This is a genomic window from Microtetraspora glauca (genome assembly GCF_040656155.1).
In the GTDB taxonomy this organism is placed as follows: Bacteria; Actinomycetota; Actinomycetes; order Streptosporangiales; family Streptosporangiaceae; genus Microtetraspora; species Microtetraspora glauca.
Map to the genome: position 1 here is coordinate 381,237 of NZ_JBFALK010000005.1, position 24,813 is coordinate 406,049.

Annotated in this window: 24 protein-coding genes; 15 read left to right on the top strand and 9 right to left on the bottom strand. The window is 70.0% G+C overall.

The window, feature by feature from the left end; all coding sequences use genetic code 11:
* Nucleotides 1-89: 89 nt before the first annotated feature.
* On the top strand, nucleotides 90-1,079 hold the full coding sequence (locus AB0I59_RS12815; protein ID WP_358132444.1) for a trypsin-like serine peptidase: 990 nt from the start codon (nucleotides 90-92) through the stop codon (nucleotides 1,077-1,079).
* Nucleotides 1,080-1,115: 36 nt separating this feature from the next.
* Entirely contained in the window at nucleotides 1,116-1,568 is a 453-nt protein-coding gene (locus AB0I59_RS12820; RefSeq protein WP_082777102.1) for a GNAT family N-acetyltransferase, read from the top strand.
* 30 nt (nucleotides 1,569-1,598) lie between these two features.
* Here the strand turns inward: AB0I59_RS12820 and AB0I59_RS12825 are convergent, their stop codons facing one another.
* A complete protein-coding gene (locus AB0I59_RS12825; RefSeq protein WP_061257720.1) occupies nucleotides 1,599-3,047 on the bottom strand; it encodes an aldehyde dehydrogenase family protein in 1,449 nt (482 codons plus the stop codon).
* Nucleotides 3,048-3,304: 257 nt separating this feature from the next.
* Between AB0I59_RS12825 and AB0I59_RS12830 the strand changes: the two genes are divergently transcribed.
* Nucleotides 3,305-3,937 (top strand): TetR/AcrR family transcriptional regulator, encoded by a 633-nt coding sequence (locus AB0I59_RS12830; RefSeq protein WP_358132446.1) that lies wholly within the window; start codon nucleotides 3,305-3,307, stop codon nucleotides 3,935-3,937.
* Between the two features lie 15 nt (nucleotides 3,938-3,952).
* Here the strand turns inward: AB0I59_RS12830 and AB0I59_RS12835 are convergent, their stop codons facing one another.
* Nucleotides 3,953-5,341, bottom strand: a complete 1,389-nt coding sequence (locus AB0I59_RS12835; RefSeq protein WP_358132448.1) for a PucR family transcriptional regulator — start codon at nucleotides 5,339-5,341, stop codon at nucleotides 3,953-3,955.
* Nucleotides 5,342-5,458: 117 nt separating this feature from the next.
* Between AB0I59_RS12835 and gabT the strand changes: the two genes are divergently transcribed.
* A complete protein-coding gene (gene gabT / locus AB0I59_RS12840) occupies nucleotides 5,459-6,814 on the top strand; it encodes a 4-aminobutyrate--2-oxoglutarate transaminase (RefSeq protein ID WP_358132450.1) in 1,356 nt (451 codons plus the stop codon).
* A gap of 162 nt (nucleotides 6,815-6,976) precedes the next feature.
* A complete protein-coding gene (locus tag AB0I59_RS12845; RefSeq protein ID WP_061257724.1) occupies nucleotides 6,977-7,222 on the top strand; it encodes a hypothetical protein in 246 nt (81 codons plus the stop codon).
* Between the two features lie 2 nt (nucleotides 7,223-7,224).
* On the opposite strand, the gene AB0I59_RS12850 is transcribed toward AB0I59_RS12845, so the two are convergent.
* Both AB0I59_RS12850 and AB0I59_RS12855 read right to left on the bottom strand, forming a co-directional pair.
* Nucleotides 7,225-8,502, bottom strand: a complete 1,278-nt coding sequence (locus AB0I59_RS12850; protein WP_358132452.1) for an extracellular solute-binding protein — start codon at nucleotides 8,500-8,502, stop codon at nucleotides 7,225-7,227.
* A gap of 100 nt (nucleotides 8,503-8,602) precedes the next feature.
* Nucleotides 8,603-9,928 carry an MFS transporter gene (locus AB0I59_RS12855; RefSeq protein WP_358132454.1) on the bottom strand — a complete coding sequence of 442 codons (1,326 nt, stop codon included), beginning with the start codon at nucleotides 9,926-9,928 and terminating at the stop codon, nucleotides 8,603-8,605.
* Between the two features lie 126 nt (nucleotides 9,929-10,054).
* Between AB0I59_RS12855 and AB0I59_RS12860 the strand changes: the two genes are divergently transcribed.
* Nucleotides 10,055-10,846, top strand: coding sequence for an SAM-dependent methyltransferase (locus tag AB0I59_RS12860; protein ID WP_061257727.1), 792 nt, complete (start codon nucleotides 10,055-10,057; stop codon nucleotides 10,844-10,846).
* A gap of 53 nt (nucleotides 10,847-10,899) precedes the next feature.
* Here the strand turns inward: AB0I59_RS12860 and AB0I59_RS12865 are convergent, their stop codons facing one another.
* The 3 genes from AB0I59_RS12865 to AB0I59_RS12875 form a co-directional block, all read right to left on the bottom strand.
* Entirely contained in the window at nucleotides 10,900-12,405 is a 1,506-nt protein-coding gene (locus tag AB0I59_RS12865) for a CoA-acylating methylmalonate-semialdehyde dehydrogenase (protein ID WP_061257728.1), read from the bottom strand.
* Nucleotides 12,392-13,687, bottom strand: a complete 1,296-nt coding sequence (locus AB0I59_RS12870; protein WP_061257729.1) for an aspartate aminotransferase family protein — start codon at nucleotides 13,685-13,687, stop codon at nucleotides 12,392-12,394. The genes AB0I59_RS12865 and AB0I59_RS12870 overlap by 14 nt, the downstream gene beginning before the upstream one ends.
* A gap of 167 nt (nucleotides 13,688-13,854) precedes the next feature.
* Nucleotides 13,855-15,342 carry an MFS transporter gene (locus AB0I59_RS12875; protein ID WP_358132457.1) on the bottom strand — a complete coding sequence of 496 codons (1,488 nt, stop codon included), beginning with the start codon at nucleotides 15,340-15,342 and terminating at the stop codon, nucleotides 13,855-13,857.
* Nucleotides 15,343-15,427: 85 nt separating this feature from the next.
* Between AB0I59_RS12875 and AB0I59_RS12880 the strand changes: the two genes are divergently transcribed.
* From AB0I59_RS12880 to AB0I59_RS12905, 6 genes are all read left to right on the top strand, one after another.
* Nucleotides 15,428-16,261 carry a TetR/AcrR family transcriptional regulator gene (locus tag AB0I59_RS12880; protein WP_358132459.1) on the top strand — a complete coding sequence of 278 codons (834 nt, stop codon included), beginning with the start codon at nucleotides 15,428-15,430 and terminating at the stop codon, nucleotides 16,259-16,261.
* Nucleotides 16,262-16,354: 93 nt separating this feature from the next.
* Nucleotides 16,355-17,965: a PucR family transcriptional regulator gene (locus AB0I59_RS12885; RefSeq protein ID WP_061257771.1), complete on the top strand. Its 1,611-nt coding sequence runs from the start codon at nucleotides 16,355-16,357 to the stop codon at nucleotides 17,963-17,965.
* On the top strand, nucleotides 17,962-19,020 hold the full coding sequence (locus tag AB0I59_RS12890; RefSeq protein WP_358132461.1) for a DmpA family aminopeptidase: 1,059 nt from the start codon (nucleotides 17,962-17,964) through the stop codon (nucleotides 19,018-19,020). Before AB0I59_RS12885 ends, AB0I59_RS12890 begins: the two co-directional genes overlap by 4 nt.
* Nucleotides 19,017-19,364 carry a cupin domain-containing protein gene (locus AB0I59_RS12895; protein WP_358132463.1) on the top strand — a complete coding sequence of 116 codons (348 nt, stop codon included), beginning with the start codon at nucleotides 19,017-19,019 and terminating at the stop codon, nucleotides 19,362-19,364. Before AB0I59_RS12890 ends, AB0I59_RS12895 begins: the two co-directional genes overlap by 4 nt.
* 95 nt (nucleotides 19,365-19,459) lie before the next feature.
* On the top strand, nucleotides 19,460-19,672 hold the full coding sequence (locus AB0I59_RS12900; RefSeq protein WP_228644646.1) for a hypothetical protein: 213 nt from the start codon (nucleotides 19,460-19,462) through the stop codon (nucleotides 19,670-19,672).
* 216 nt (nucleotides 19,673-19,888) lie between these two features.
* Nucleotides 19,889-21,304, top strand: a complete 1,416-nt coding sequence (locus AB0I59_RS12905; protein WP_358132465.1) for a phosphodiester glycosidase family protein — start codon at nucleotides 19,889-19,891, stop codon at nucleotides 21,302-21,304.
* 167 nt (nucleotides 21,305-21,471) lie between these two features.
* On the opposite strand, the gene AB0I59_RS12910 is transcribed toward AB0I59_RS12905, so the two are convergent.
* Nucleotides 21,472-22,356: a phenylalanine 4-monooxygenase gene (locus AB0I59_RS12910; RefSeq protein WP_061257734.1), complete on the bottom strand. Its 885-nt coding sequence runs from the start codon at nucleotides 22,354-22,356 to the stop codon at nucleotides 21,472-21,474.
* Nucleotides 22,357-22,488: 132 nt separating this feature from the next.
* Here AB0I59_RS12910 and AB0I59_RS12915 point away from each other — a divergent pair, with 132 nt between their 5' ends.
* Nucleotides 22,489-22,953, top strand: a complete 465-nt coding sequence (locus tag AB0I59_RS12915; protein WP_061257735.1) for an Lrp/AsnC family transcriptional regulator — start codon at nucleotides 22,489-22,491, stop codon at nucleotides 22,951-22,953.
* 103 nt (nucleotides 22,954-23,056) lie between these two features.
* Here AB0I59_RS12915 and AB0I59_RS12920 read toward each other — a convergent pair whose 3' ends face one another.
* Nucleotides 23,057-24,046 carry an FAD-dependent oxidoreductase gene (locus AB0I59_RS12920; RefSeq protein WP_358132468.1) on the bottom strand — a complete coding sequence of 330 codons (990 nt, stop codon included), beginning with the start codon at nucleotides 24,044-24,046 and terminating at the stop codon, nucleotides 23,057-23,059.
* Nucleotides 24,047-24,159: 113 nt separating this feature from the next.
* On the opposite strand from AB0I59_RS12920, the gene AB0I59_RS12925 reads away from it, so the two are divergent.
* The gene (locus AB0I59_RS12925) at nucleotides 24,160-24,351 is read left to right on the top strand and encodes a hypothetical protein (RefSeq protein WP_358132470.1); all 192 of its coding nucleotides are present in this window, start codon (nucleotides 24,160-24,162) and stop codon (nucleotides 24,349-24,351) included.
* Nucleotides 24,348-24,479, top strand: a complete 132-nt coding sequence (locus AB0I59_RS12930; protein ID WP_358132472.1) for a hypothetical protein — start codon at nucleotides 24,348-24,350, stop codon at nucleotides 24,477-24,479. The genes AB0I59_RS12925 and AB0I59_RS12930 overlap by 4 nt, the downstream gene beginning before the upstream one ends.
* The last annotated feature ends 334 nt before the right edge of the window (nucleotides 24,480-24,813 follow it).

Consider the following 24,813-nt stretch of genomic DNA (forward strand, 5'->3'; position numbering starts at 1 on the left):
GTCGGTGCGGCACGACGCGATTCACCAAAAGTAGCGGCGAGAATACTTTGCGTCGTGCAAAATCGCATTCCATGACCCCGAGCCTCCTTGTGTTTACCGCTTCCGCCCTGGTCGCCGAACTCCTTGGAGCGCCCGCGCCGGGGAGCCCTCCCGCCGACGTCGTCGAGCACACGGCCGCCGCGGCGGCCGCCGCGTACTGGACGCCGGAGCGGATGGCCCGCGCGCTTCCGCTCGACCTGGTCACCACCGTCAAGCGGGTGGGCGGGCTCGCGGAGCGGCTCGTCGCGCCGCGCGCCGTGCCGATCAGAGCCCCGCGTCCGCTGTCCGTCGACCAGCACGCGATCGCCCGGCGGCCCGCCGCGCCCCCCGGGGCGGCGGCCAGAACGGTGGACACGGTGACGAGCGGCTCCCGATGGACCGGCGGCGGCGCCGTCGGGGCGACCGTCGGCCGGGTCTTCCTCACCTTGAACGGCGTCGACTTCGTCTGCTCGGGGACCGCCGTGCGCAGCACCAACAAGGACGTCGTGGCGACCGCCGGCCACTGCGTCAAGGACGGCACCGGCGCCTGGGCGAACAACTGGACGTTCGTCCCCGGCTACGAGTCGGGACTCCAGCCGTACGGCAACTACCCGGCGCGGCGCATGTTCGTCGCCGGGCCGTGGGCGCGCGACGCGGACGACAGTTTCGACGTGGGCATGGTCGCGGTGACCGACAGCGGCGGGCGGCACCTCTCCGACGCCGTGGGGGCGCACGCGATCGGCTTCAACGGCACGCGCGGCCAGCAGACGTACGCGTTCGGCTTCCCCGCCGACCCGCCTTACAACGGCGACCACCTGCTGTACTGCGCGGGCCGGCCGCACGACGATCCGTACAAGAAGACCCAGGACCAGGGACTGGGGTGCGATCTCACCGCCGGGGCGAGCGGCGGGCCCTGGTTCAGCGGCTTCGACGCCGCCACCGGCCAGGGCCTCCTGACCTCGGTGAGCAGCTTCAAATACAGCAACGACGACGGCAGCATGTACGGCCCCTACTTCGGGGACGCGGTCAAGCAGGTCTACGACACCGCCCAGCAGTCGTAACACGCACGAAACCAGCGCATCGCTACCTTTCTCAGCATGGTGATGCGACTGACACGTGCTGACTCGACCGACCCGCTCGTCGTCGAACTGTGCGCCGCTCAGCAGGCGGAACTGGCCGGTCGGGAAACGGAACGGGACATCGTGCACGAAGCACCCAAGCACCTCGACCCGCGCATCGCGTTCGTGCTGGCGTGGTGGGACGAGGCGGCGATCGGGTGCGCGGGACTGCAGCCGCTCGAGCCCGGCGTCGGAGAGGTCAAACGGATGTACGTGCGCCCCACGCACCGCGGGCGCGGCGTGTCCCGGGCGCTGCTCGCCGAGATCGAGCGGATCGCGCAGGAGGACGACCTGGCCACCCTGCGCCTGGAGACCGGGCGGATCTTCGTGGAGGCCATCGGCCTCTACACCTCCAGCGGGTACGCGAGCATCCCCCGTTTCGGGGCGTACGCGGACCTGCCGGAGAGCGTCTGCTTCGAGAAGATCCTCTAGTCTTCCAGGCGCTCGGGCGGCCTGATCAGATCAGAGGGTCAGGCCGGTGAGGACCATGACCTTCTCGTAGGTGAAGTCGTTCATCGCCGAGAGCAGGCCCTCACGGCCGACTCCGGACTGCTTCACACCGCCGTACGGCATCTGGTCGGCGCGGAACGACGGGACGTCGCCGATGATCACGCCGCCGACCTCCAGCTCCCGGTTGGCCCGGAACGCGATGTCGAGGTCACGGGTGAAGACGCCCGCCTGCAGGCCGTACTTGGAGTCGTTGACCGCGGCGAACGCCTCGTCGACGGACGCCACCGGCTGGATGATCATTACGGGGCCGAAGACCTCCTCGCAGGCCAGCTTGGCGTCCGCGGGGACGTCGGCGAGCACGGTCGGGGCGACCGCCGCGCCGTCCCTGGTGCCGCCGGCCAGCACGCGGGCGCCGGCCTCGACGGCCTCCTTCACCCACTGCTCGACGCGCTCGGCCGCCGCGACCGACACGAGCGGGCCGACCTGGGTCTTCTCGTCGGACGGGTCACCGGTGACGAGGGCGTCGACGGCGGCGAGGAGCTTCTCGGTGAAGCGCTCGCGCACCGACTCCTCGACGATCACGCGCTGCACGGAGATGCAGCTCTGCCCGGCCTGGTAGTTGGAGAACAGGGCCACCCGCGCGGCCGCCCAGTCCAGGTCGGCGTCGGCCAGCACGACGGCCGCGCCGTTGCCGCCGAGTTCCAGCGTGACGTGCTTGCGCGGGACCTGGTCCATGAGGGCGTACCCGACGGGGCCGGAACCGGTGAACGAGACCACCGGCAGGCGGGGGTCCTCGACGAGCGCGCCGGCGCGGTCGTTCGGCACGGGAAGCACGGAGAACATGCCCTCGGGCAGGTTCGTCTCGGCCAGGATCTCGCCGAGCACCAGCGCCGACAGCGGCGTCGCCGGGGCGGGCTTGACGATGACCGGGGCGCCGACGGCGATGGCCGGGGCGACCTTGTGGGCGACCAGGTTCAGCGGGAAGTTGAAGGGCGTGATCGCGAGCACCGGCCCGTGCGGCACACGGGAGATGTAGGCGAGGCGTCCCTGGGCGGCGGGCTCGGTGTCGAGCCGCTGGACCGCGCCGCTGAACCGGCGGGTCTCCTCGGCGGCGAACCGGAACGTGGAGATCGCCCGGTTGACCTCGCCGCGCGCCCAGAAGACGGGCTTGCCGTTCTCGCCGCTGATCAGCTGTGCGATCTCCTCCGCGCGCTCGGCGAGGCGGCGGGCGACGTGGCCGAGCGCCTCGGCCCGGACGTGGATCGGCAGCGCGGCGGCCTGCTTGCGCACGGCGTCCGCGGCGGCGACGGCCTGCTCGACCTGCTCGGCCGTCGGCACGGAGTAGACGCCGACGACGCGGCCGTCGTGAGAGTTGGTCACCGCCAGCTCGGCGTCTCCCGTCGCGGGACGACCGGCCAGCCAGAAGGGGATCGGTGATGGGGCGTTTGCGCTGCGGTCCATGTCTCTGACGCTATGCCACCTGGTCAGGGGCGGCCTTACTCCGGGGCGCACAATCACCGGACGGCGACTGGCCAATGTGGACAACTCTGCCGTTCCCACCATGTCGTTGCCACGCTATGTCACAGATATGGCGCGATTTCGTGATGAATTCAGTTTCGGAGCGGTTTGAAAGTCCAATGGCGTGGTTAAGTCTCAACCGGGTCAGTCACGGACCCCTTCGATGGAAGGGCTCGTCGCTCATGGGTACGCCGGCGCCTTTGGGACTTCAGGGCGCCTACGCGCTCGGGCAGCGCAGTAGCAACGACGAGCTCCGCACCCGGCTCCTCGACGTCGCGAGCGAACTTCTCGCCACCGCGGGCCCGGAGAGCCTCACCGTCCGCAGGATCGCGACGGAGGCCGGCTGCTCGACGACCGTGATCTACACGATGTTCGGCAGCAAGGAAGGTCTGGCCGAGGCTCTCTATCTCGAAGGCTTCGAGCGCGTCCGCCGCCGCCTGGCCGCCGTTCCCCCGCGCAGCGATCCGTTCGAATACCTCACCGCGCTCGGGCCCGCGTACCGGGAGGCCGCGCTCGCCGACCCCGGCTACTACAGCCTGATGTTCGAGCAGGCGATCCCCGGTTTCGTGCCGAGCGAGCGGGCGAGGACGCTGGCCCGCGCCGCGTTGAACATCCTCGACCGGGTGATCGCGGACTGCATCTCGGCCGGTTATCTCGTGCCCACCCAGCCCAGGAAGATCGCCGACGCGCTGTGGGCCGCGGCGCAGGGCGCGCTCAGCCTGGAACGTGCCGGGCACCTGCCCGACGACAAGACGTACGACACCGTGACCACCGCCACGATCTGCTGCTTCCTGGCGCCGAGGAACACCCAGGCCGCCCGGCCACAGTCGTGAGACGCGACGGATCCGTCAGCCGGCGCTGAGCGCGATCCACAGCTCGGCGCGGGCCGCGGGGTCGTCGAGGTCCCGGCCGAGCAGCTCGCTCACCCGCTTCATCCGGTACCGCAGCGTGTGCCGGTGCACGCCGAGCCGCTGGGCCGCCGCGTCCCAGTGCCCGTTGCAGGCGAGGTACGCCCTGAGCGACTCGATGAGGTCGGCGCGCGAGCCGTACTCGCGCAGCGGTGCCAGCAGCGCCGCGGAGAACGCCGCGGCGGCCGCCGGGTCGAGCAGGGAGAGCAGCCCCTGCCCGGCCAGCTCGGGGAACCTCGCCACGGGGGCCGCGGACGCGAGCGCGCGCTCCGCCTGGTCAAGCCCCACGGCCAGCTCGGCGTAGCCGACCGGCCCGCTGGCGCCGACCCTCCCCCGCCCGGCTGCCCGCCCGATGGCGTCCTCCGCCTCGTCCGCCCGCGCGAGCACCACGGTCAGGCCCCCGTACGGGAGGCCCTGGGCGGCGGGCTCGTCGGTGTCGCAGGCGAGGACGACGAGCGGCTCCGCGGGCAGCTCGCCGCCGATCGCGGCGAGGATCTCACCCGCCGCCGCGGTCTCCCCCGTGAGCAGCAGGCGGAGCACGGCGGCGCGCACCCGCAGGTCGGCGGCCCGCTGTTCCCTGCCCTGTTCCAGGCCGAGGGTCAGCAGCGAACCGGCGGCGTTGACGATGGTGTGGCCGATGGGCGTGAACGGCCGCACCGACCCCACCGCGAAGAAGCCGCGGCGGCCGAGCGGCTGCACGATCACATGGTCGCCCGGCGTCGAGACGGCGATGCTCGACGGGGCTCCGGGGGCGCGCAGCCGCGCCAGCTCCGGCTCCAGGGCGCGGGCCCGCTCGGACGGCCGCCCCGCCCGCGCCGCGTGCCGTACGGCTCCGGCGGCGTCGAGGAGCAGCGCCCAGCCGTCGATCTCGCGGGCGAGCCGCTCGATGACGGCGTTCATGCCCTCCGGCTGGAGCGCGGCCCTGGTCAGCCGGCCCTGGGCGGCGAAGGCGCGGCTGATCTCCTCGTACTGCTCCGCGGCGAGCAGTTCGCTGACCGCCTTGCCGATCGCGATGAACGGCGTGTCCCTCGGCACCTCGACGAGCGGCAGCCCGGCGTCCGCGGCCGCCTCGACCAGCTCGGGGGGCACGTCCTCGTGGCCGAGACCGACGGCGAAGCCCAGCCCGGTGACCCCTCGGGCGACGAGCCGTGACACGTACGGCAGGGCGCCCTCGGCGCTGAGCCGCATGCCGGTGGTGAGGACCAGCTCGCCCCCCTCCAGGAAGGGCGTGGGATCCTCGAGCTCACTCACCGCCACCCAGCGGACCTTGCGGTCAAGCGCCTCGGAACCGGCCAGGACCTCCAGGTGAAGGGGGGTAATCGCCGTCACCCTGCGCAGCGTCGGCGCCATGTCGTCCTCGACTTGTCCAACCGGTACAAACAGTCTCCATCATTGTGCCACGACGACACATCGGCAGGTGGCGGCGCCGGCCATACGGTCGATGGCATGAGCACTGCCACGCAGGGCGGCCCCGGACTTCCCCAGGAGCGCCGCCTCGTCACCGAGATCCCCGGCCCCAAGTCGCGCGAGCTGTTCGCGCGCAAGCAGTCCGCCGTTCCGTCCGGCGTCGGTACGACGCTGCCCGTCTTCGTCACGCAGGCCGGTGGCGGCGTGGTCGTGGACGCGGACGGCAACTCCCTGATCGACTTCGGTTCGGGCATCGCCGTGACCAGCGTCGGCAACGCCGCGCCGCGCGTCGTCGAGCGCGTGCAGAAGCAGGTCGCCGACTTCACCCACACCTGTTTCATGGTCACGCCGTACGAGTCCTACGTCGCGGTGTGCGAGAAGCTCAACGCGCTCACCCCCGGTGACCACGAGAAGCGCACGTTCCTGGTGAACAGCGGCGCCGAGGCCGTCGAGAACGCCGTCAAGGTCGCCAGGAACGCGACCGGGCGGCAGGCGGTCGTGGTGTTCGACCACGGCTACCACGGCCGGACGCTGCTCACGATGACGCTGACCGCCAAGAACATGCCGTACAAGCACCGGTTCGGGCCGTTCGCGCCCGAGGTGTACCGGGCGCCGCTGGCGTACCCGTTCCGCTGGCCGACCGGGCCGGAGAACTGCGCCGACGAGGCCGCCGCCCAGGCGATCGACATGATCAACAAGCAGATCGGCGCGGAGAACGTCGCCGCCGTCGTCATCGAGCCGATCGCCGGCGAGGGCGGCTTCATCGAGCCGGCTCCCGGCTTCCTTCCGAAGATCCTCGAGTTCTGCAAGGCCAACGGCATCGTCTTCATCGCCGACGAGGTCCAGACCGGCTTCGCCCGCACCGGCGACCTGTTCGCCTGCGAGCACGAGGGCATCGTTCCGGACATCATCGTCACGGCCAAGGGCATCGCGGGCGGACTCCCGCTGGCGGCCGTGACCGGGCGGGCCGAGCTCCTCGACGCCGTTCACGGGGGCGGCCTCGGCGGCACGTACGGCGGCAACCCGCTGGCCTGCGAGGCGGCGCTCGGTGTGCTGGAGACCATCGAGGAGGAGAAGCTCGTCGAGCGCGCCGGGCACATCGGCGACGTGATGCTCTCCCGCCTCAATTCCTTCAAGGAGCGCTTCGCGATCGTCGGGGACGTCCGCGGCCGTGGCGCGATGGTCGCGATCGAGCTGGTCCAGCCCGGCACCAAGGAGCCGAACGCGGCGGCGACCGCCGAGATCGCCCGCCGGTGCCACGCCGAGGGCCTGCTCGCGCTGACCGCCGGCACGTACGGCAACGTCCTGCGTTTCCTCCCGCCGCTGGTCATCTCCGATGAGCTGCTGGAGGAGGGGCTGTCCATTCTGGAGAACGCCATCGCCGGCGTCGCATAGGACACAAGGTTTAAAGGGGGCACCCGGCTTCATGCCGGGTGTCCCTTTTGTTGTTATACGGTTTTCCACATGCCTGCGATTTAACCCCCGCTTGACATCGCCCTAGTCGATCACAAAACGTAACCGGGCTATAACGGTTCGGGTATGCGAAGGGGGAGCGCGATGGGGTGGGATCCGAAAGGGGCCGCGAGGCTCGTACCGACGTTCGACCCCGCGGGCCTGACCGCGACCCAGCTCGACGGGGACGCCTGCGTGGTGTGCCACAAGAAGTGGCCCCGCCCCCGGGTGCTGGTGGGCCGGCTGCCCGACGACGCCCCGGTCCACGCCTGCGACGACTGCGCCGAAGCGCTGCTCCCGGTGCCCGAGGGGGCGGTCCCCCAGCAGCGCCGCAGCCGCGCCTTCTCCTGACCTCAGCCCACGAGCCGCTTCCAGCGCTCGACCCACTGGCCGTAGCCCACGCACTCCCCGTCCCCGCCTCCGCAGTTCTTGGAGGGGCGCGAGGCGAAGGAGACGTCGTCGAACGACGTGTAGTCCGCGCAGATCCGCTTGGTGCGACCGGTGCACGCGGCCTCGTTGGCGGGGGCCAGCCCCACCCATTCGGCCGCCTCCTTCTGCACGGTCGTCGAGCTGGTCCAGTCGAGCCACTCGTACGCGCAGGACGGGTGGGCCGCGGCCGAGGAGACCATCCACGCGTCGGCCCAACCGGTCACCGGCCCTCCCGCCGCCTTCACCGGCCTGTGCCCGAGGGTCAGCACGTCCCGGTGGTACGGCGTGGCCTGCGCGAGCCGTACGGAACCGGAGGCGAACCCCTGGATGACCTCGATCGGGTCGCGCCAGTAGACGCGGTCCGCCGACTTGCCGCGGGAGAGGAGCTTCATCGCGTCGTCGAGCTGGGACGGCGTGAGCTGGAACGGGTCGTCGATCTCGGCGCCCCGGCGCTTCAGCACGAGGGCGGCGTCGGCGATGGTCAGCGGGCTGTCCTTGAGCATGACCGCGCCGGTGCCGCCGTAGAGGGCGGCCGCCGTCTTGGGCCCGTCCTTGGTGGTGTCGTAGAGGACCTCGTTGATGCCCCACAGGTACGGCACGCCGTACACGTCGTCCTTGCGGGTCTCCAGCTTGCGGAGCTGTTTGGGGATGTCGTGGTAGGCCGCGATCAGGGAGGTGTTCAGCGGGGCGACCGTGCCGTCGTCGATCAGCTTGCCGGCCAGTTCGGGCGGGGCGGAGATCACGTCGAACGAGCCGGGGTCGATCGGGCGCGTCCCGGCCGCCGTCGCGGAGGCGTCGTAGGTGCGCAGGTTGACCTTGCAGCCCGTCTCGGCCTGGAAGGGAGCGACCCAGTTGACCTTGGGGTCGGTGCCGCCCCACTCCACGTAGCCAGGAAGCGCGAGGACGTTCACCGCGCCTTCGCCCGGGCCCGGCGACGCCGCGGGGGTGGGCGTCTTCGCCGGCTTGGACGGCGTCGCGGAGGCGGTGTGCGGCGACGGACTCGCCGCCGCGCCGCGCGCCCGTGGAGCGGCGGCCGCGGCCGCGGGCGGCTGGTCCGCCGCCGGTGTGGCGGCGGTCGTGGTCGCAGGGGTCGCCATGGTGGACGCGGTCGTCTCCGTGGCACCGCATGCCGAGGCGAGCAGGCCCATCAGGGCGACGGCCGGCACGACGACGGGCAGGCGGCGGGTTGGACAAAGCGCCACTCGGACCCCCTTACGAGACGGACGCCACGAGCCTACTGGGGCCGGAGCGGGGAGGCGCCGTCCGCCACCGGCCCTTCGGCCGATGCCTTCCGCCTCTTCCTCAGCCCGTCGGCAGCGCCTCAAGGGGTGTGTCGTCCTCGGTCCTCGCCTTGATGCGGTGCCGTACGACGAGGCCGAAGATGGCGACGAGCAGGCCGAAGACACCCGAGACCACGAACGGGCCGGCGGGCCGCCAGGCATCGTGCAGCGCGCCCCCCAGGGCGGAGACGATCATGATGCCGAGGGAGCCGCAGAGAGTGTGCACACCGAACGCCGCACCGCGCACGGCGGCGGGCACCTGCTGGGCGAGCATGGGCCCGGCGGTGGTGATGCCGGCGATCTCACCGATGCCGATGAGCACGGCGACGATCATCATGCCGGGGCCGAGGGGGTCGGAGACGAGCAGCGTCGAGAGGTAGGCGCCCGCCGCGATGAGCTGGGCCAGGATCAGCAGGTCCTGGCGGCGCATGCGGTCGCCCAGCCAGCCGAACACCGGCGCGCACAGCAGCGCGACCATCTGCGAGATGCCCACCACCGCGCCCGCCTTCGCCAGCGCCTCCGCGCTCGACAGCCCTCGCTCGCTGGTGGCGTAGTCCGAGATCCACAGGGTCAGGAAGCTGACGACGACGTAGAGGTCGGCCCGCGCGACGAACGACGCGGCGTAGGACAGCGCGACACCCGGGTCACGCGCGAGCACGAGCCCCTCACGGACCAGGCGGGTCAGCGGTGTGCGCTCGGCGGCGACGTCGGCCGGGACCCGGGAGAGCGTCGCCCACAGGAGGCCGGCGACGATCAGGATGCCCGTCGCGATCAGCAGGAACGACAACCGGGTCGCCGCCACCGGATCCAGGCCGCGCTTCTCCATGGTCTGCGGCAGCTTCGCCACGACCAGCACCGCGACCAGCGCGCCGAGCCCGCCGAAGACGCCGATGAGCCCGTACGACTTGCCGCGCGACCGTTCGCGCACGTAGTCGATGGCGATCGTGGAAAGCATGGCATTGATCGCGGCCACGCCCAGCCCGAAGATCACCCTCAGGACGACGAGGACGGCTGTGTTACCGGCGAAGGGGAACAACACGGCGCCGATCGCGCACAGCGCCAGACCACCGACCACGATGACGCGACGGCCGAACCGGTCGGCGAGCGCGCCGTACCAGGCCAGGCTGAGGACCATCGCCAGCTCGGCGGTGAAGCCCAGCAGGCCGACGATCGTGCCCTGCCCGGACTCGGGCACGCCGAGGATGGTGGTGAGGATGTGCGGCTGGGTCGACGGCAGGAAGGAGACCACTGCCGTGCCTGCGGTCGCGAGGAACAGCAGCGCCCACATGTTTCCCTTGGTAATGCCGTCGGCGAGCTGCGCGCCCAGCACACGAGGCGGGGAAGTCACCCGAAGATCATGGCACCGCCAAACCCGATAAGCTAGCTTTTCCTCAGATATCCAGATATCTCATCCTTTCCACTGGAATCGCCCGTTACAGCGGCGAACGAGGGAACGACGAAGAATCGGGGCATAATGGCCGTCGAGTTTGACCCGAATACTCCCAATGCTGCACGGATGTACGACTATTACCTGGGCGGCAAGGACAATTTCCCCGTCGACCGTGCCGCGGCCGAGCAGGTCCTGCGTCACGTTCCGGAGATCCCGCTCGGGATCAGGGAGAACCGGGCCTTCCTCCAGCGCGCCGTACGCTTCCTCGCCGAACAGGGCATCCGCCAGTTCCTCGACATCGGCGCGGGCCTGCCGACGCAGCGCAACGTGCACCAGGTGGTCGCCGAGATCGACCCCGAGGCCCGCACGGTCTATGTCGACAACGACCCGCAGGTGCTCGTCCACGCCCGCGCCCTGCTGCAGGACAGCCCGCAGGTGCTCGTGGTCGAGGGCGATCTCAGGCGGCCCTCGGCGATCATGGATCACCCCGAGGTACGCGCTCACCTGAACTTCGACGAGCCGATCGCGGTGTTGCTGCTGGCGATCATCCACTTCATCCCGGACTCCGACGACCCGACCGGCGTCATCGCCGAGATCCGGAACCGCCTGGCGCCCGGCAGCCACATGGTCCTCTCCCACGTCGCCATCGACGAGCGCCCGGAGGCCGCCCCGGAGGTGGAAGGCGTCTACCGCAGCGCGTCCGCCCAGTTCGTCGCGCGCATGTCCAGCGAGATCGAACCGTTCTTCGACGGCCTCGACGTCGTCCCGCCCGGGATCGTCAACCTGCACGAGTGGCGGCCCGACAGCCCCGTGCTCGCGCCGCCGCTGGAGAAGGTGAAGTCCTACTTCCTCTGCGGCGTCGGCCGGATCAACTGAAAGAACGCGCGTCGAGGGGGCGTTCCGCCCTCTCGACGCGCGTCCGGTACCGCTTACTTGTTCGTCGGGAAACCGAGGTTCACACCGCCGTGCGAGGGGTCGAGCCAGCGTGACGTGACGACCTTGCCCCGGGTGTAGAAGTGCACGCCCTCGGTGCCGTGGACGTGCGTGTCGCCGAAGAGCGACGCCTTCCAGCCGCCGAAGCTGTAGAACGCCATCGGCACCGGGATCGGCACGTTGATGCCGACCATGCCGACCTCGACCTCGTTCTGGAAGCGCCGGGCGGCGCCGCCGTCGTTGGTGAAGATCGCGGTGCCGTTGCCGTACTCGCCGGTGTTGATCAGCTCCAGGCCCTCTTCGTACGACTTGACCCGCACGATGGACAGGACCGGGCCGAAGATCTCCTCACGGTGGACCCGCGAGTTGGCCGGCACATGGTCGAGCACGGTGGGGCCGAGCCAGAAGCCCGGGGTCTCGGCCGCGGTCGTTCCGCCGTGGATCGGCGTCTCACGGCCGTCGACGACGAGCTTGGCGCCCTCCTCCAGGCCGAGGTCGATGTAGGACGCCACCTTGTCGCGGTGCACCTTGGTGACCAGCGGCCCCATCTCGGACGCCGGGTCGTCGCCGGGGCCGATCGTCAGCCTGCCGACCCGCTCCACGATCTTGTCGACGAGCTCGTCGCCGATCGGGTCCACCGCGAGCAGGACGGAGATCGCCATGCACCGCTCACCGGCCGAGCCGAAGCCCGCCGACACGGCCGAGTCCGCGACCAGGTCGAGGTCCGCGTCGGGCAGCACGAGCATGTGGTTCTTGGCGCCGCCCAGCGCCTGGACCCGCTTGCCGTGCGCGGTCCCGGTCTCGTAGACGTACCGGGCGATCGGGGTCGAACCCACGAAGGAGACGGCCGTGACGGAGGGGTGCTCCAGCAGCCGGTCCACGGCGACCTTGTCACCCTGGACGACGTTGAACACGCCGTCGGGCAGCCCGGCCTGCTGCCACAGCGAGGCGATCAGCAGCGACGCGGAGGGGTCACGCTCCGACGGCTTGAGGATGAAGGTGTTCCCGCAGGCGATCGCCACGGGGAACATCCACATCGGCACCATCGCCGGGAAGTTGAACGGCGTGATCCCCGCGACCACGCCGAGCGGCTGCCGGATCGAGTACGAGTCGACGCGGGTGGAGACGTTCTCCGAGAAGCCGCCCTTGAGCAGGTGCGGGATGCCGCAGGCGAACTCCGCGACCTCGATGCCGCGGGCGACTTCACCGAGCGCGTCGGAGTGCACCTTGCCGTGCTCCGCGCTGATCAGGGCGGCCAGCTCGTCGCGGTGCCGGTCCATCAGGTCGCGGAAGCGGAACAGGATCTGGGCCCGCTTGACCAGCGACGCGTCACGCCAGGCGGGGAACGCCGCCCGCGCCGCCTCGACCGCGGCGTCGACGTCCTCGACGGACGCGAGCTCGACGGTGCCGCTGACCTCGCCTGTGGCGGGGTTGAAGATCTCGGAAGTACGCCCCCCTCCGGAAACGAGATTTCCGTTGATCCAGTGGTTAACGTGCTTCATCGTTGATGGTCTCCAAAGCAGTGATCATGATTCCCAGGCCCTCGCGGGCCTCGTCCTCGGTCAGGGTGAGCGGCGGCGCCATGCGCAGCGCGCTGCCGTGCAGGCCGCCCTTTCCGGCGAGCAGCCCGAGCTTCTTGGTCTCCTCCATGAAGCGCGCGGCCATCGCCGGGGCCGGCGCCTTGGTCGCGGGGTCGACCAGCTCGATCGCGAACATGAGGCCCTTGCCGCGGACCTCGCTGATGATCGGGAGCCGGGCGGCCGCCTCGCGCAGGCCGGAGATGATGATCTCGCCGGTCCTGGCCGCGTTGGCCTGGAGGTCGTGGTCGAGTACGTAGTCGAGGGTGGCGTTGGCCGCCGCCATCGAGACGGGGTTGCCGCCGAAGGTGGACAGGCCGATCGCGTGCGGCTGGTCCATCAGGTCGCCCCTGGCGACGATGCCGCCGACGGCGAAGCCGTTGCCCAGGCCCTTGGCGAACGTCATCATGTCGGGCGTCACGCCGTGGTTCTGGATGCCGAAGAACGCCGACCCGGTCCGGCCCCAGCCGGTCTGGACCTCGTCGGAGATGAAGAGGATACCCTCCTCGTCCAGCACCTCCTTGTACGCCGCGAACAGGCCGTCAGGGGCCATGGTGAACCCGCCGACGCCCTGGATCGGCTCCGCGATCAGCGCGGCGACCCCGTTCGAGACACTGGTGGCGAGCACGTGGCGCAGGTCGTCCACACACGCGGCGATGTAGTCCGCGTCGGACAGCCCGCGGAACTGGACGAGGTGGCGGTCGGCGCCGTGCAGGAAGTGCACGTTGAGCGGCGACAGCGAGTTGTTCTTCCAGGACCGGTTGCTGGTCACGCTGACCGCGCCGAAGGAGCGGCCGTGGTAGCTCTGCCGCATGGCGAGCACCTCGTCGGACTTGCGCGCGTAGGTGGCGAGCAGCAGCGCGGTCTCGTTGGCCTCCGTGCCGGAGTTCGTGAAGAACACCTTGGCGTCCTTGATGCCGGACAGCCTGGCGATCTTCTCGGCCAGCTCGACCTGCCCGCGCAGGAGGTACACCGTGGAGGTGTGCACGACGCCGGTGGCGATCTGCCGCTCGACGGCCTCGCGCACCTCCGCCACGTCGTACCCGATCATGTTCGTCAGGATTCCGGCGAAGAAGTCGAGGTAGCTCTTGCCTGAAGCGTCGACGACACGGTTGCCCTTGCCGCTGACGATTTCGATGGGCTCGCTGTAGTTCAGAGCGAGCCAGTTGGGCATAACCGCGCGATGGCGGGCAAGAAGGTCCGACATAGTGACGAGTATCCCGTCTCATGGCGCCCGCTCCCACCTGCAACATGTCGGCCTTCTTCGGTTTCGCCTTACATCCTGAAGCATCCTTGCAGACATCAGTATGTCATGACAAATGAGGGTACGGCCGCCGCGACGCGACGGCCGTACCTCGTGGATCTTCCCGAAGGTCAGGCGGGAGTGCCCGCGGTGGGCGCTCCCGCGACGGGGGCCTCGGCCGCCGGAGCCCCCGCTGCCGACGTACGGCGCAGCACCAGGAGGGCCACGAGGGCCGCGGCCAGCGAGCAGCCGACTCCGACGAAGGAGCCGACCGACATGGCCGACACGAACGCGTCCTTCGCCGTGGCGGCGAGCGACGGGTCCCCGAGCGCCAGCGCCCCGCTGATCGAGTCGCGCGCCGCCTCCGGGGCGGTCTCCGGCATCGTGGCCGTGTAGGCCCCGGCGAGCACGCTGCCGAGCACGGCCACGGACAGCGCCATGCCTACCTGCTGCACGGTGTCGTTCAACGCCGAGCCGACCCCCGCGTGTTCTGCCGGCACCGCTCCCATCAGCGTCGCGTACGCCGCCGGACCGGCGAGGCCGCCGCCGACGCCCATGATGATCAGGCTCGTGATGAGCACGGTGTACCCGCCGCCCAGAGTGGACAGCACGCCGAAGCCGGCGGCCAGGACGAACAGGCCGACCACGATCAGCGTGCGGTTGCTGACCTTCTTGCCCAGCCCGGCGCCGAGGCCGTTGAACATGAGCGCGGCCACGACGTACGGCAGCAGGGCGAGCCCGGCCCGCATCGGCCCGTAGCCGAGGACGAACTGGAGGTACTGCGTCAGTGCCAGCATCAGCGCGCCCGAGCCGAAGGACAGCAGCACGATCGAGAAGCACGCGCCGCTGAACGACCGGTCACGGAAGAGCCGGAGCGGAAGCATCGGATGCTCGGCCCTGCGCTCCCAGAGCACGAACCCGCCGAGGGCGAGCACGGCGACCGCGACGGACAGCGGGTCGAGGCCGTCCGTGGGCATGGTGATGACCACCCACACCAGGGCGGCCATGCCGACGATCGACAGGACGACGCCGACGGGGTCGAGCTTCCGCACGGAGCCACGCGTCTCGGGCATCAAGACGATCGCGGCGATGACGGCCAGCACGGCGATCGGCACGTTGAGCAGGAACACCGAGCCCCAGTAGAAGTGCTCGAGCAGGAACCCGCCGAGCGTGGGCCCGGCGATCACACCGACCATCGCGACCGAACTCCAGGCGGCGATGGCCTTGCGCCGCTCCGACTCGTCGAAGACCGTGATCAGGATCGACAACGTGGACGGCATGATGAGCGAGCCCCCGACGCCCATCAGCGCCCGGGCGCCGATCAGCTGCCACGGCTCCGCCGCGAGCATCGCGACCACCGACGCCCCACCGAAGAAGACGAGGCCGACGATGAGGAGGCGGCGCCGGCCGTACCGGTCGGAGAGGCTGCCCGCCGTGAGCAGCAGTCCCGCGAACACCAGCACGTACGAGTCGATGATCCACTGGATGTCCGACGGGGTGGCGCCGAGGTCGCGCATGAGCGCGGGGATCGCCAGGTTGAGAACCGTGTTGTCCACGACGAGGACGAGCAGGCTCAGGCAGAGGACGCCGAGGATCCACCATCGGCGCGGATGAGACATTCGATCTTCACCTCGTACAGTGTGCGGGTAGACTCGCACACTGTACGACAGTCTCGAACACTGTGCGAGGAAATATCCTGTGACGATGCCAGGGAAGCCCTTCACCTCCGTCTGGACCCGCGAACGCAAGGAGCGGCGCGAGCAGGGGCTCAGCCGCGACCAGATCGTCCGCGCCGCCCTCGACCTGCTCGACGAGGAGGGGCTCGACGCGCTCAGCATGCGCAAGCTCGGCGCCCGGATCGGCGCGGGCGCGACCAGCCTCTACTGGCACGTCGCCAACAAGGACGAACTGCTGGAACTCGTCATGGACGAGATCTACGGCGAGGTGCGGACACCCGCGGACGCGAGCTGGCGCGAGACCGCGGGAGCCGTCGCGTGGGGCCTGCGCGGAGCGATCCTGGCGCATCCCTGGTGCGTCGGGCTCGTGGGAGTGCTGCCGAGCATCGGGCCGAACGCGCTGACAATGTCGGACCGGCTGCTCAAGGCCTGCAAGCGAGCCGGGTTCCAGGGCATCGACATCGACTTCGCCGTCAGCGCCGTCATCGCCTACACCCTCGGCGCAGCCACCCCCGAGGCGGCGTGGCGGAGCGTGGTCAGCCGGTCGGGCGCGTCACCGTGCGACGCCCAGACCGACATGGTGCCCACGATCGAACGACTGGCCGCCGGCTATCCCGATCTGCTCGAGACCTACAGGGAGTACAGCTCCCATAACTACGACCCCCTCACCGCCCGGCAGGTCGCCTTCGACTACGGCCTGCTCGCGCTGCTCGACGGCCTGGACGCGCGCCCCGGCCGCCAGGAGGTGAAGGAGCACGACGGCACCTCCCGCACCGAGACGACCCGTATGACCGAGAAGTCCCGCACGCCGGAGAGGTCCAGCATGCCCGAGAGGTCCAGAATGCCCCGGACACGTCCGTAGCGCCGTCGGGGACGGACCACACCCGGAATGTGGTGTCATCCTGTCAGGCCCGTACGCATCGGCCTTACATTATGATCAGGTAGCCTCATGGGCATGCTACCGACGGTCGCCGATGTGCTCGCGCTGGACGCCGTCCGGCGTGGCAACCCACGGGTGGTCGCCGGCGCGGACCGGCTGGACACGCGCGTGCGCTGGGTCCACGTCGGCGAGATCAGCGACATCGCCAACATGCTGCGCGGCGGGGAGCTCGTCCTGACCACGGGTGTCGCCCTGCCCGACGAGCCGGACAAGCTCGCCGACTACATCGCCGACCTCGCCTCGGTCGGCGCCTCCGGGCTCGTGGTCGAGCTGGGACGCAAGTTCGTCCGCGAGCTGCCCCGGGTGGTCGTCAAGGCCGCCGAGGAGCACGGGCTGCCCCTCATCGTGCTGGCCCGCGAGACCCCCTTCGTGCAGATCACCGAGTCGGTGCACGCCCGGATCATCGACATCCAGCTCCAGGAACTGCGCGCCTCCGAGCAGCTGCACGAGGTGTTCACCGAGCTGTCGGTAGAGGGCGCCTCTCCCGCCGAGGTGCTCGGCCAGGTCGCCCGCTTCTCCGGCCGCCCGGTTCTCCTGGAGAACCTCGCCCACCAGGTACTCGCCTGCGACACCGCGGGGCGCGACACCGGAACGCTGCTGGCGAGCTGGGAGACGCGTTCCCGCGCGGTCTCCCCCGACGAGCGCACCGCGTACGACGCGGCCTCCGGCTGGCTGATCACCATGGTCGGCGCGCGCGGGCAGGACTGGGGGCGGCTGATCCTCCTCTCCGACGGGGAACCGAGCCCGCGCGACATCGTGCTCGCCGAGCGGGCCGCCACCACGCTCGCGCTCAGCCGCCTTCTCGAACGCCACCAGGAGTCCCTGGAGCGCCAGGCACACGGCACGATCATCACCGGCATCCTGACCCACGCGTACGCCGATCCGGAGGAGGCCGCCGCCCGGGCCCGCGCCGTCGGCGTGCCGCTCACCGGCAGAAAGCTGGTCAGCGCGGTCATCCGGCTCACCGGACCCACCGACACCGCGCTGGGTGAGCAGGCCCAGCTCGGGGAGCTGGCCGAAGCCGGCGCCGCCGCGTGCCGCGACGCGAAGCTGCCCGCCCTGGTCGGCACGCTCGACCAGAACCACGTCGGCCTGCTGGTGCCCCTTCCGCCGCGCTCGACCGCCGAGGCCGCGCTCACCGCGCTCGCCGACCGGCTCCGCGCCTCCTACGCCGGCACCTTCGTGCTCGCCGCCGGATCCGTCGTCGAGTCCATAAGGGACGTACGGCGCAGCTTCCTCGAAGCCGAGCAGGTGGCCGACGTGGCGGTGCGCCAGCCCGACGGCCGGCCCTTCTATCGCCTGCCCGACCTGCGGCTGCGCGGCCTGCTCCACCTGCTGAGGGACGACGCGCGGATGCAGACGTTCGCCGAGCGTGAGCTGGGCACCCTCCTGGCCCATGACGCCCAGCGCAACGGCGACCTGACCCGCATCCTGCGGATCTATCTGGACGCCGGGCGCAACAAGGCCGTCGCCGCGCAGAAGGCCCACCTGTCCCGGCCGGCCTTCTACGACCGGCTGCGGCGGCTCGAACGCGTCCTCGACACCGATCTGGACGATGTTGAATCATGCCTGTCACTTCATGTGGCACTGCTTGCCTTGGAATCTTTCCGGAGGGAGGCCCGTTGAGGGCTCGCGAGCACGGCATCGTCATCGGCACGGGAACGCCCGGACCGCACAACGCCATCACCGACGTCGCCGGAGTGCGCGTCGGCCACACCACGCTGATCAGTGGCGAGGGTCCCCGGGTCACCGGGCAGGGCCCGATCCGCACCGGCGTGACGGTCATCCTGCCCCACGGAGGTTCGACATTCGACGAGCCGCTGTACGCCGGCCTCCACTGGCTCAACGGCTGCGGCGAGATCACCGGCATGGCCTCCCTGGAGGAGTTCGGGATGCTCACCTCCCCGATCGCCCTGACCAACACCGCCTCGGTGGGCGTGGTCAGGGACGCGTTGGTGGAGCTCGAGGTCGACGGCGGCCGGCAGGCGTGGTCGCTCCCGGTCGTGGGTGAGACCTGGGACGGCCGGCTCAACGACATCAGCGGGCAGCACGTCCGGCGTGAGCACGTCCACCAGGCGTACCGCGAGGCCGGTGACGGCCCGGTCGCCGAAGGCTCGGTCGGCGGCGGGACCGGCATGATCTGCCACGGTTTCAAGGGCGGCATCGGTACGGCCTCACGGGTCGTGGACGGCTACACGGTCGGCGTCCTCGTCCAGGCCAACCACGGCAGGAGGGACCGGCTGACGGTCAACGGGGTCGGCGTCGGCGCGCGGCTGCCCGCCGAGCCGGTGGCGCACGAGGGCGCCGGTTCGATCATCGGGATCGTGGCGACCGACGCGCCGCTCCTCCCCCACCAGTGCAGGCGGCTCGCGCAGCGGGCCGGGCTCGGCGTCGCCAGGACCGGCGGTGCCGGCGAGAACTTCAGCGGCGACGGCTTCCTGTGCTTCTCCACCGGCAACAGGAACCTTCCCTCGGCGGCGCTGGACTCGAACACACCGCGCACGTACCAGGTGACCGCGCTCTCGGACGAGCACATCGACCCGCTGTTCTTCGCGGTCATCGAGGCGACCGAGGAAGCCATCGTCAACGCGCTGGTCGCGGCTGAGACCATGACCGGCGCCGACAATCTGACCGTTACCGGCCTCGACGGGGCCACTCTGGCAAAGGTGCTGACCACATGATTTCCGACCGCCTGGCCGCCGCCGGGGCCATCGCCCTCCCCGTCGCCGACGTGGAGTTGGAGCCGTACGATCTGGATCCCGCCCAGGTCGTCTCTGGAGAGCCGCGCGTGGCAATGGCCCAGCTCAGCCCGGGCCGCGGTGTGTGGGAGATCACTCCGGGCGTGGTCACCGACGTGGAGGCGGACGAGATCTTCGTCGTGCTCACCGGCCGCGCCACGATCGAGGTCGAGGGCGGGGAGACCGTCGACGTCGGCCCCGGCGACGTCTGCCTGCTGGCCGAGGGCGCCAAGACGACCTGGACGGTCCACGAGACCCTCCGGAAGGTGTACCACTCCCGATCCTGACCCTGGGAGTGGTTTTCCCACCCAGGTGTAAGAGCTATCGCACCGGACACGCTGCGTACGGCCGCGTGTACGGTGCGATGTGCTTTTCTCGATGGGTGCAGACGAAAAGCGAACCTGAGATCAGTCCGGACACCGTGGTCCGCGCCCTGTCCGCCCGATTCCCCCGGTGGACGATCTGGTGGGGCAAGTCCACTTCGCATTACTGGGGACTGTCCCGCCGTAGCGGGGGCACCCTCGTCTACGTCGAGGCCCGGTCCGCTCAGGAGTTCATGCAGCGAGCCCGCGAGATGGACTCCCGCCACCCTTAGCGAAATATCCCCTTTCAGGGCAAATGTCTTAATTGCCCGAAATTGCCGATGCGAATCTCGCCACACTTTCTCGTATTTGGCGTATTTTGCTCCCGTTGCACTGCGTTTCTCGCCACGATGGTCATTTCGCGACCATGAACGGGAGAGACAGCAATGAAACGCCGCCTGATCGCCGGCGCAGCCGCCGTGGTTGTCGGGATGCCGATGATTGTCGGGATGACCACGGCCACCGCCGCCGCCGCTCCGGTCACCGGCCTGCCCACGACCGCGTTCCCCCTGGGTCAGCCGGGCATTCCGAAGTCGGCGCACAAATCCCTCGGTGCCGGCATCGACTACTTCACCGTGAAACACGGCACCGCCAAGGACGGCTACACGGTGAGCGTCATCGCCGGGGGCAAGGACTTCATGTCCGAATCCACCGCGCAGACACAGGCGCTCGCGGTCCAGGACGCCGGGCTGACCCCGACGATCGTGAAGTTCACCCGGCCCGCCGTCGCGGACTTTCCCGCCGCTGACTTCTGGATGGTCCGCGTCGGCTCCTGGTCGCTGAAGGACAAGGACGAGGCCGCCAAGGTCGTGAAGCAGCTCAAGGAGGCCGGAGTCAGCTCCAAGGTGGACTTCACCGGCGACGACGGCTTCCAGACGACCGGCCCGTGGTCCATGCGGGTCGTCACGATCGATCCGCGCGCCTTCCGCGGGTCCTTCCGGTCCTCTCTCGGCACCAGCGTCGCCAAGCGGGAGACGGTCTCCTCGATGGCCCGCGGCGCCGGAGCCATGATCGCCGTGAACGGCGGCTTCTTCGACATCCACACGCTCAAGAACCTGCGCGGCGACCCCACCGGGATCTCCGTGGTCGGCGGAAGGATGCTCAGCGAGGCCGTACCGGGCCGGATCGGCCTCGTGCTCAAGGGCCGTACGGCACGCATCACCGAGCTGTCCTCCAGCGTGGTCGCGACCTCCGCCGGCGGCGGCAAGGCCGTCGTCGCCGGAGTGAACCGGGTCGCCAAGCCGGACGAACTGGTCATGTACACCGAGGAGTTCGGCGCCAAGACCCCGAAGAACGACGGCGCGGAAGCCGTGCTCGACGCCTCCGGCAAGGTCATCGCGGTGCGGTCGCCCGGTGCCGCCGTCACGCGGGGCACCCGCGTCCTGCACGGCGTCGGCGCCGCCGCCGACTGGCTCTGGGAGTGGGCCACGGAGGGCACGGTCATCCAGGTCAAGACCACGGTCACCGACCTGCGGACCAGGAGGACCATCCCGCTGACCCCGGAGACCCACATCATCGCCGGGGCGATCGGGCTGGTCCGCGGCGGCCAGACCTCCATCACCGCGCAGCGGGACGGCATGGCCAACGTCAACATGATCCTGCGACGCCACCCCCGCACCCTCGCCGGAGTGACCTCGTCCGGGAAGCTGATCCTGGCCGTGGTCGACGGAAGGGACCCCGGGAAGACGGTCGGCGCCTCCTTCATCGAGGCGGCACAGATCATGCGCTGGCTGGGCGCCCGGGACGCGATCAACCTGGACGGTGGCGGTTCGAGCACCATGGTGATCGGCAAGAAGGTCGTCAACCGCCCCTCCGACGGCATCGAACGCGGCGTCGGCGACGCGCTGCTCGTCATGCCCCGATAGGGAGCCGGATACATCACAATGGAGCGGGCCGAAGTGACCCTTCGGCCCGCTCGGCGTGGCGATCAGGTGTGACTCGTCACCCACTCCCACAGCGGTTGACGGCCCCTCCCCCCACGCCGAGGGGCCGTTTCGCGTCCACGGCCGTCCGAGTCAGGGGGACCCGGACCTCAACCGCCTGCGACGATCCGCGCGATGCTCTCGTCGTCGCAGCTCGCCCAGAACGATCCGACGACGTCTTCGAGCTGGTCGAAGGAGGACGCCTCGAACAGCACATCCTGATATTTCGTGATGTCGTACTCGGTTGTTCCCATGGCCTTGATGTCGAGCGGCCGGATGTCCATGCCCCGGAACTCCTCGATCTCGCCGTACGAGCTCAGGATCCCCGCTCCGTACGCCTTGAGCTCCCCCGCTTCACGCATCACGCCGAACTCCAACGTGAACCAGAAGACCTTCGAGATGAACTGGAGCGCGTCCTCGGTCTCGACCCTCCGCGCTGCTCTTCCCGCCACCCGATACAGCTCCGCGAAGCGCGACGAGGCCAGCGTGTTCGCGTGGCCGATCACCTCGTGGATGATGTCCGGTTCCGGCGTGTAGAAGGGCACCGAATGGTGCCGGATGTACTGCGTCGAGTGGAAGAATCCGTCCGCGAGCACGCCATAGAACTCCCGCAGCGGGACGAGACCCGCCGCCGGCAGGTAACGGAACCCGGTAAGCGGCTCGAGGAGATCGCTGACCTCCTGAAGCTGCGGGATCCGATCCTTGGGCAGCCCCAGCCTCTCGGCGGCGTCCAGGAACTCGCGGATCGCGTAGACCTGGTGCTTGACCGCGAGTTCCCTCGACACCAGCGCCCAGACCTGGTGCTCTTCGTCGGTGTACTCCGCATGCGGGATGGGTTCCCCCGGCCGGTGATTCAACGCCAGTGCGGCGATGGCGTTGCGCCGCTCACGGTAGACCGCGTCGGCGAACCCCGGGTGGCTCGACGCCAGCTCCACGGTCACCGAGCCGTCGTCCCGCTTGGCGACCGGAGCGAAGTATTGGGCTTCCTCGAACATACTTCAATATGACAGCAAGTCCGATTTATGCTGGCAAGAGCGACTAGTCTCAGTGGTCGATACGCTCAATATCGCTATCGTTATGCGCCTTTGGCTGGTCGAATCGCACAGTCGGCGGGTAGCGTCGGTCCCATGCTCGATTCGCTCGACAGCAAGCTGCTGATCACCATGCGTGACAACCCCAGGATCGGTCTCACCGAGCTCGCCCGTCTGCTCGGCGTCGCCAGGGGCACGGTCCAAGCGCGTCTGGAGAAGCTCACCGCGCGTGGCGTGATCGGCGATTTCGGGCCCACGGTGATGACCGAGGAGATCGGCTACCCGATCCTCGCCTTCGCCTCCCTCCAGATCGCCCAGGGCAAGCTCGCCGAAGCCGTCGAGGCCCTGGACGGGATCCCCGAGATCCTCGAGGTGTACGGCACAAGCGGCCAGGCCGACCTCCTCTGCCGTGTGGTGGCCCGGAACACGCCCCATCTCCAGGAGATCATCGCCCGCATTCTCGCCTCGCCCGCCGTCCAACGCAGCGACACGACGATCGCCCTCTCCACCCAGATCCCGTACCGCATCACCCCCCTCCTCGCCGCCGCCGTGTCTGTCTGACCGGCGGCGACGACGAGACTCGCCGCTGAACGCGAGCGGGCGTTGTAGCCCGGGGTGCGGCGCGCCAGTCGGAGGTGAGTCGGCGCCGAAGGTCCACGCGTCGTCAACTGGCGGGCAGTGGGGCCTGGCCGAGAACGCGGGCGCCGTTGGCGGCGGAAGTGCGGACCGCGGCGAAGCCGGAGTCGATCATTTCCTGCTCGTAGGAGCGCAGCATCGGGATCAGCGGGCCGCCGTGGGCGAGTGCCGCGGTGAGCGCCGCCGCGTCACGCAGGGCCAGGTTGGCCCCTGCCCCGGCCGCCGGGCTCATGGCGTGGGCGGCGTCGCCAAGCAGCGTGACGCGGGTGGTCTCCCAGGGTGGGATCGGGACGCTGGTGCGCAGAGTCAACGGGAAGATCTCCCGCCAGCCGGCGATCATCCGCTGGATACGGGGATGCCAGCCGTACGTCATCTCCCTGACGACGGCCCTGAGCCGCTCCTGCGTCATCAGGGGCAGGTCGGGCGGGAGATCCTCGGCGCGGATGCCGAATGAGCAGGTGGCGTAGTCGCGAGTCGGCGCGACGCCCACCACGCGATGGCCAGGGCCGGTGACCGCGGTGAACACGTTGCCCATGCCCTCGGCCAGTTCAACTGGGATCTTGCCGTATAGCTGGACGAGGCCGGTGCCGACGATGCGGGCGTGCGGCAGGTACTGGCGGCGGACCGCGGAATTGATACCGTCGGCACCGACGAGCACCTCGCCGGAGACGGTGGAGCCGTCGTCGAAGCGTGCTGTCACGCCGTCTGCCGCCGTCTGGAAGCCGGTCAACTGCCTGCCGTAGGTGATCGTCCCGGCCGCCTCGGCCAGCAGGGCATCGCGCAGCGTCTGCCGGTCGATCGACAGGTGCCGCCCGCCGAACTCGAGGACCTCAAGCACCTCGAGCGCGGGATCAAGGCGAACGAAGCGAGGTTCGGGTGTGTGAGCGGTGGCCAGGAACGCCGCCCACCGCTCGGGCGTCATCACGCCGGTGAGCGCGCCGATACCCACGTCGCTCAGGTGCAGGCGGTAGCCCTGCCGCCGGACAAGGGGCGACAGGTCGCGCTCGTAGACGGCCACGTCGATCCCGGCCCTGCGATCACGGGGGCGCCTGGCACGTCCAGACAGGCGACGACCAGGACGGTGACACGCTACTGCTGAAGAAGCTGCCGCGTACCCCGCGCATCGTCGCCATGTCCGCGCACGCGACCCTGCACATGTTCGCCGGATGGCGCAGCCGGGTCGCGGTGCTCTCCCAGGAGCAGGCCGAGCGACTCCGGCCGGCTCGGCCGTACGAGAGGGCGATCTCACTGAGCGGGGAGGACCACGCCCTTCTGCGTGTGCTGGCCTGGGACGGACGAGCCGGGTACGGCGAGCTGGTGTGACCTGGCGCGACACCCGCGACCTCTACCGCTATCTCACCGAGCGGGTAGCGCCCCTCCACGGCGTGCGCGAGCTGGAGACGGCACCCGTGATCCGCACGGTCAAGCGGGTGGGCACCCTCCTGCCCTGAGACACAGCCCGCGAGACACAGCCCGCGCCCGGCCGATGTCTCACGCGGTGCCCGTGCCATCGAGCGCGGCGAGCTGTCCGCCGACACCGATATCGAAGCCGACCGGGACCTCGGAACGTGGAAGAGGAGCGTCCGTAGGTGCTGGGCGGCTGGTGTTCGTAGGCGCTGCACTGGGCGGGGATCACGGTGGTTGATGTTCGTAGGCGCTGCACCGGGTGGGGATCACGGTGGCTGGTGTTCGTAGGCACGGCGACGGGGGCTTGCTCCGGCCGGCCGTGATAGTTGCGATCAGGTGCATACCGCTGTCGCGGTCGCGGGCGCGGTGGTTGCTGGC

Bases quoted from the DNA above. Each gene is read 5' to 3' on its own strand.
- AB0I59_RS12820 (WP_082777102.1), top strand. From the start codon at position 1,116: ATGGTGATGCGACTGACACGTGCTGACTCGACCGACCCGCTCGTCGTC.
- AB0I59_RS12825 (WP_061257720.1), bottom strand. From the start codon at position 3,047: ATGGACCGCAGCGCAAACGCCCCATCACCGATCCCCTTCTGGCTGGCC.
- gabT (WP_358132450.1), top strand. From the start codon at position 5,459: ATGAGCACTGCCACGCAGGGCGGCCCCGGACTTCCCCAGGAGCGCCGC.
- AB0I59_RS12845 (WP_061257724.1), top strand. From the start codon at position 6,977: ATGGGGTGGGATCCGAAAGGGGCCGCGAGGCTCGTACCGACGTTCGAC.
- AB0I59_RS12860 (WP_061257727.1), top strand. From the start codon at position 10,055: ATGGCCGTCGAGTTTGACCCGAATACTCCCAATGCTGCACGGATGTAC.
- AB0I59_RS12865 (WP_061257728.1), bottom strand. From the start codon at position 12,405: ATGAAGCACGTTAACCACTGGATCAACGGAAATCTCGTTTCCGGAGGG.
- AB0I59_RS12870 (WP_061257729.1), bottom strand. From the start codon at position 13,687: ATGTCGGACCTTCTTGCCCGCCATCGCGCGGTTATGCCCAACTGGCTC.
- AB0I59_RS12875 (WP_358132457.1), bottom strand. From the start codon at position 15,342: ATGTCTCATCCGCGCCGATGGTGGATCCTCGGCGTCCTCTGCCTGAGC.
- AB0I59_RS12880 (WP_358132459.1), top strand. From the start codon at position 15,428: ATGCCAGGGAAGCCCTTCACCTCCGTCTGGACCCGCGAACGCAAGGAG.
- AB0I59_RS12885 (WP_061257771.1), top strand. From the start codon at position 16,355: ATGCTACCGACGGTCGCCGATGTGCTCGCGCTGGACGCCGTCCGGCGT.
- AB0I59_RS12895 (WP_358132463.1), top strand. From the start codon at position 19,017: ATGATTTCCGACCGCCTGGCCGCCGCCGGGGCCATCGCCCTCCCCGTC.
- AB0I59_RS12905 (WP_358132465.1), top strand. From the start codon at position 19,889: ATGACCACGGCCACCGCCGCCGCCGCTCCGGTCACCGGCCTGCCCACG.
- AB0I59_RS12910 (WP_061257734.1), bottom strand. From the start codon at position 22,356: ATGTTCGAGGAAGCCCAATACTTCGCTCCGGTCGCCAAGCGGGACGAC.
- AB0I59_RS12915 (WP_061257735.1), top strand. From the start codon at position 22,489: ATGCTCGATTCGCTCGACAGCAAGCTGCTGATCACCATGCGTGACAAC.
- AB0I59_RS12925 (WP_358132470.1), top strand. From the start codon at position 24,160: ATGTCCGCGCACGCGACCCTGCACATGTTCGCCGGATGGCGCAGCCGG.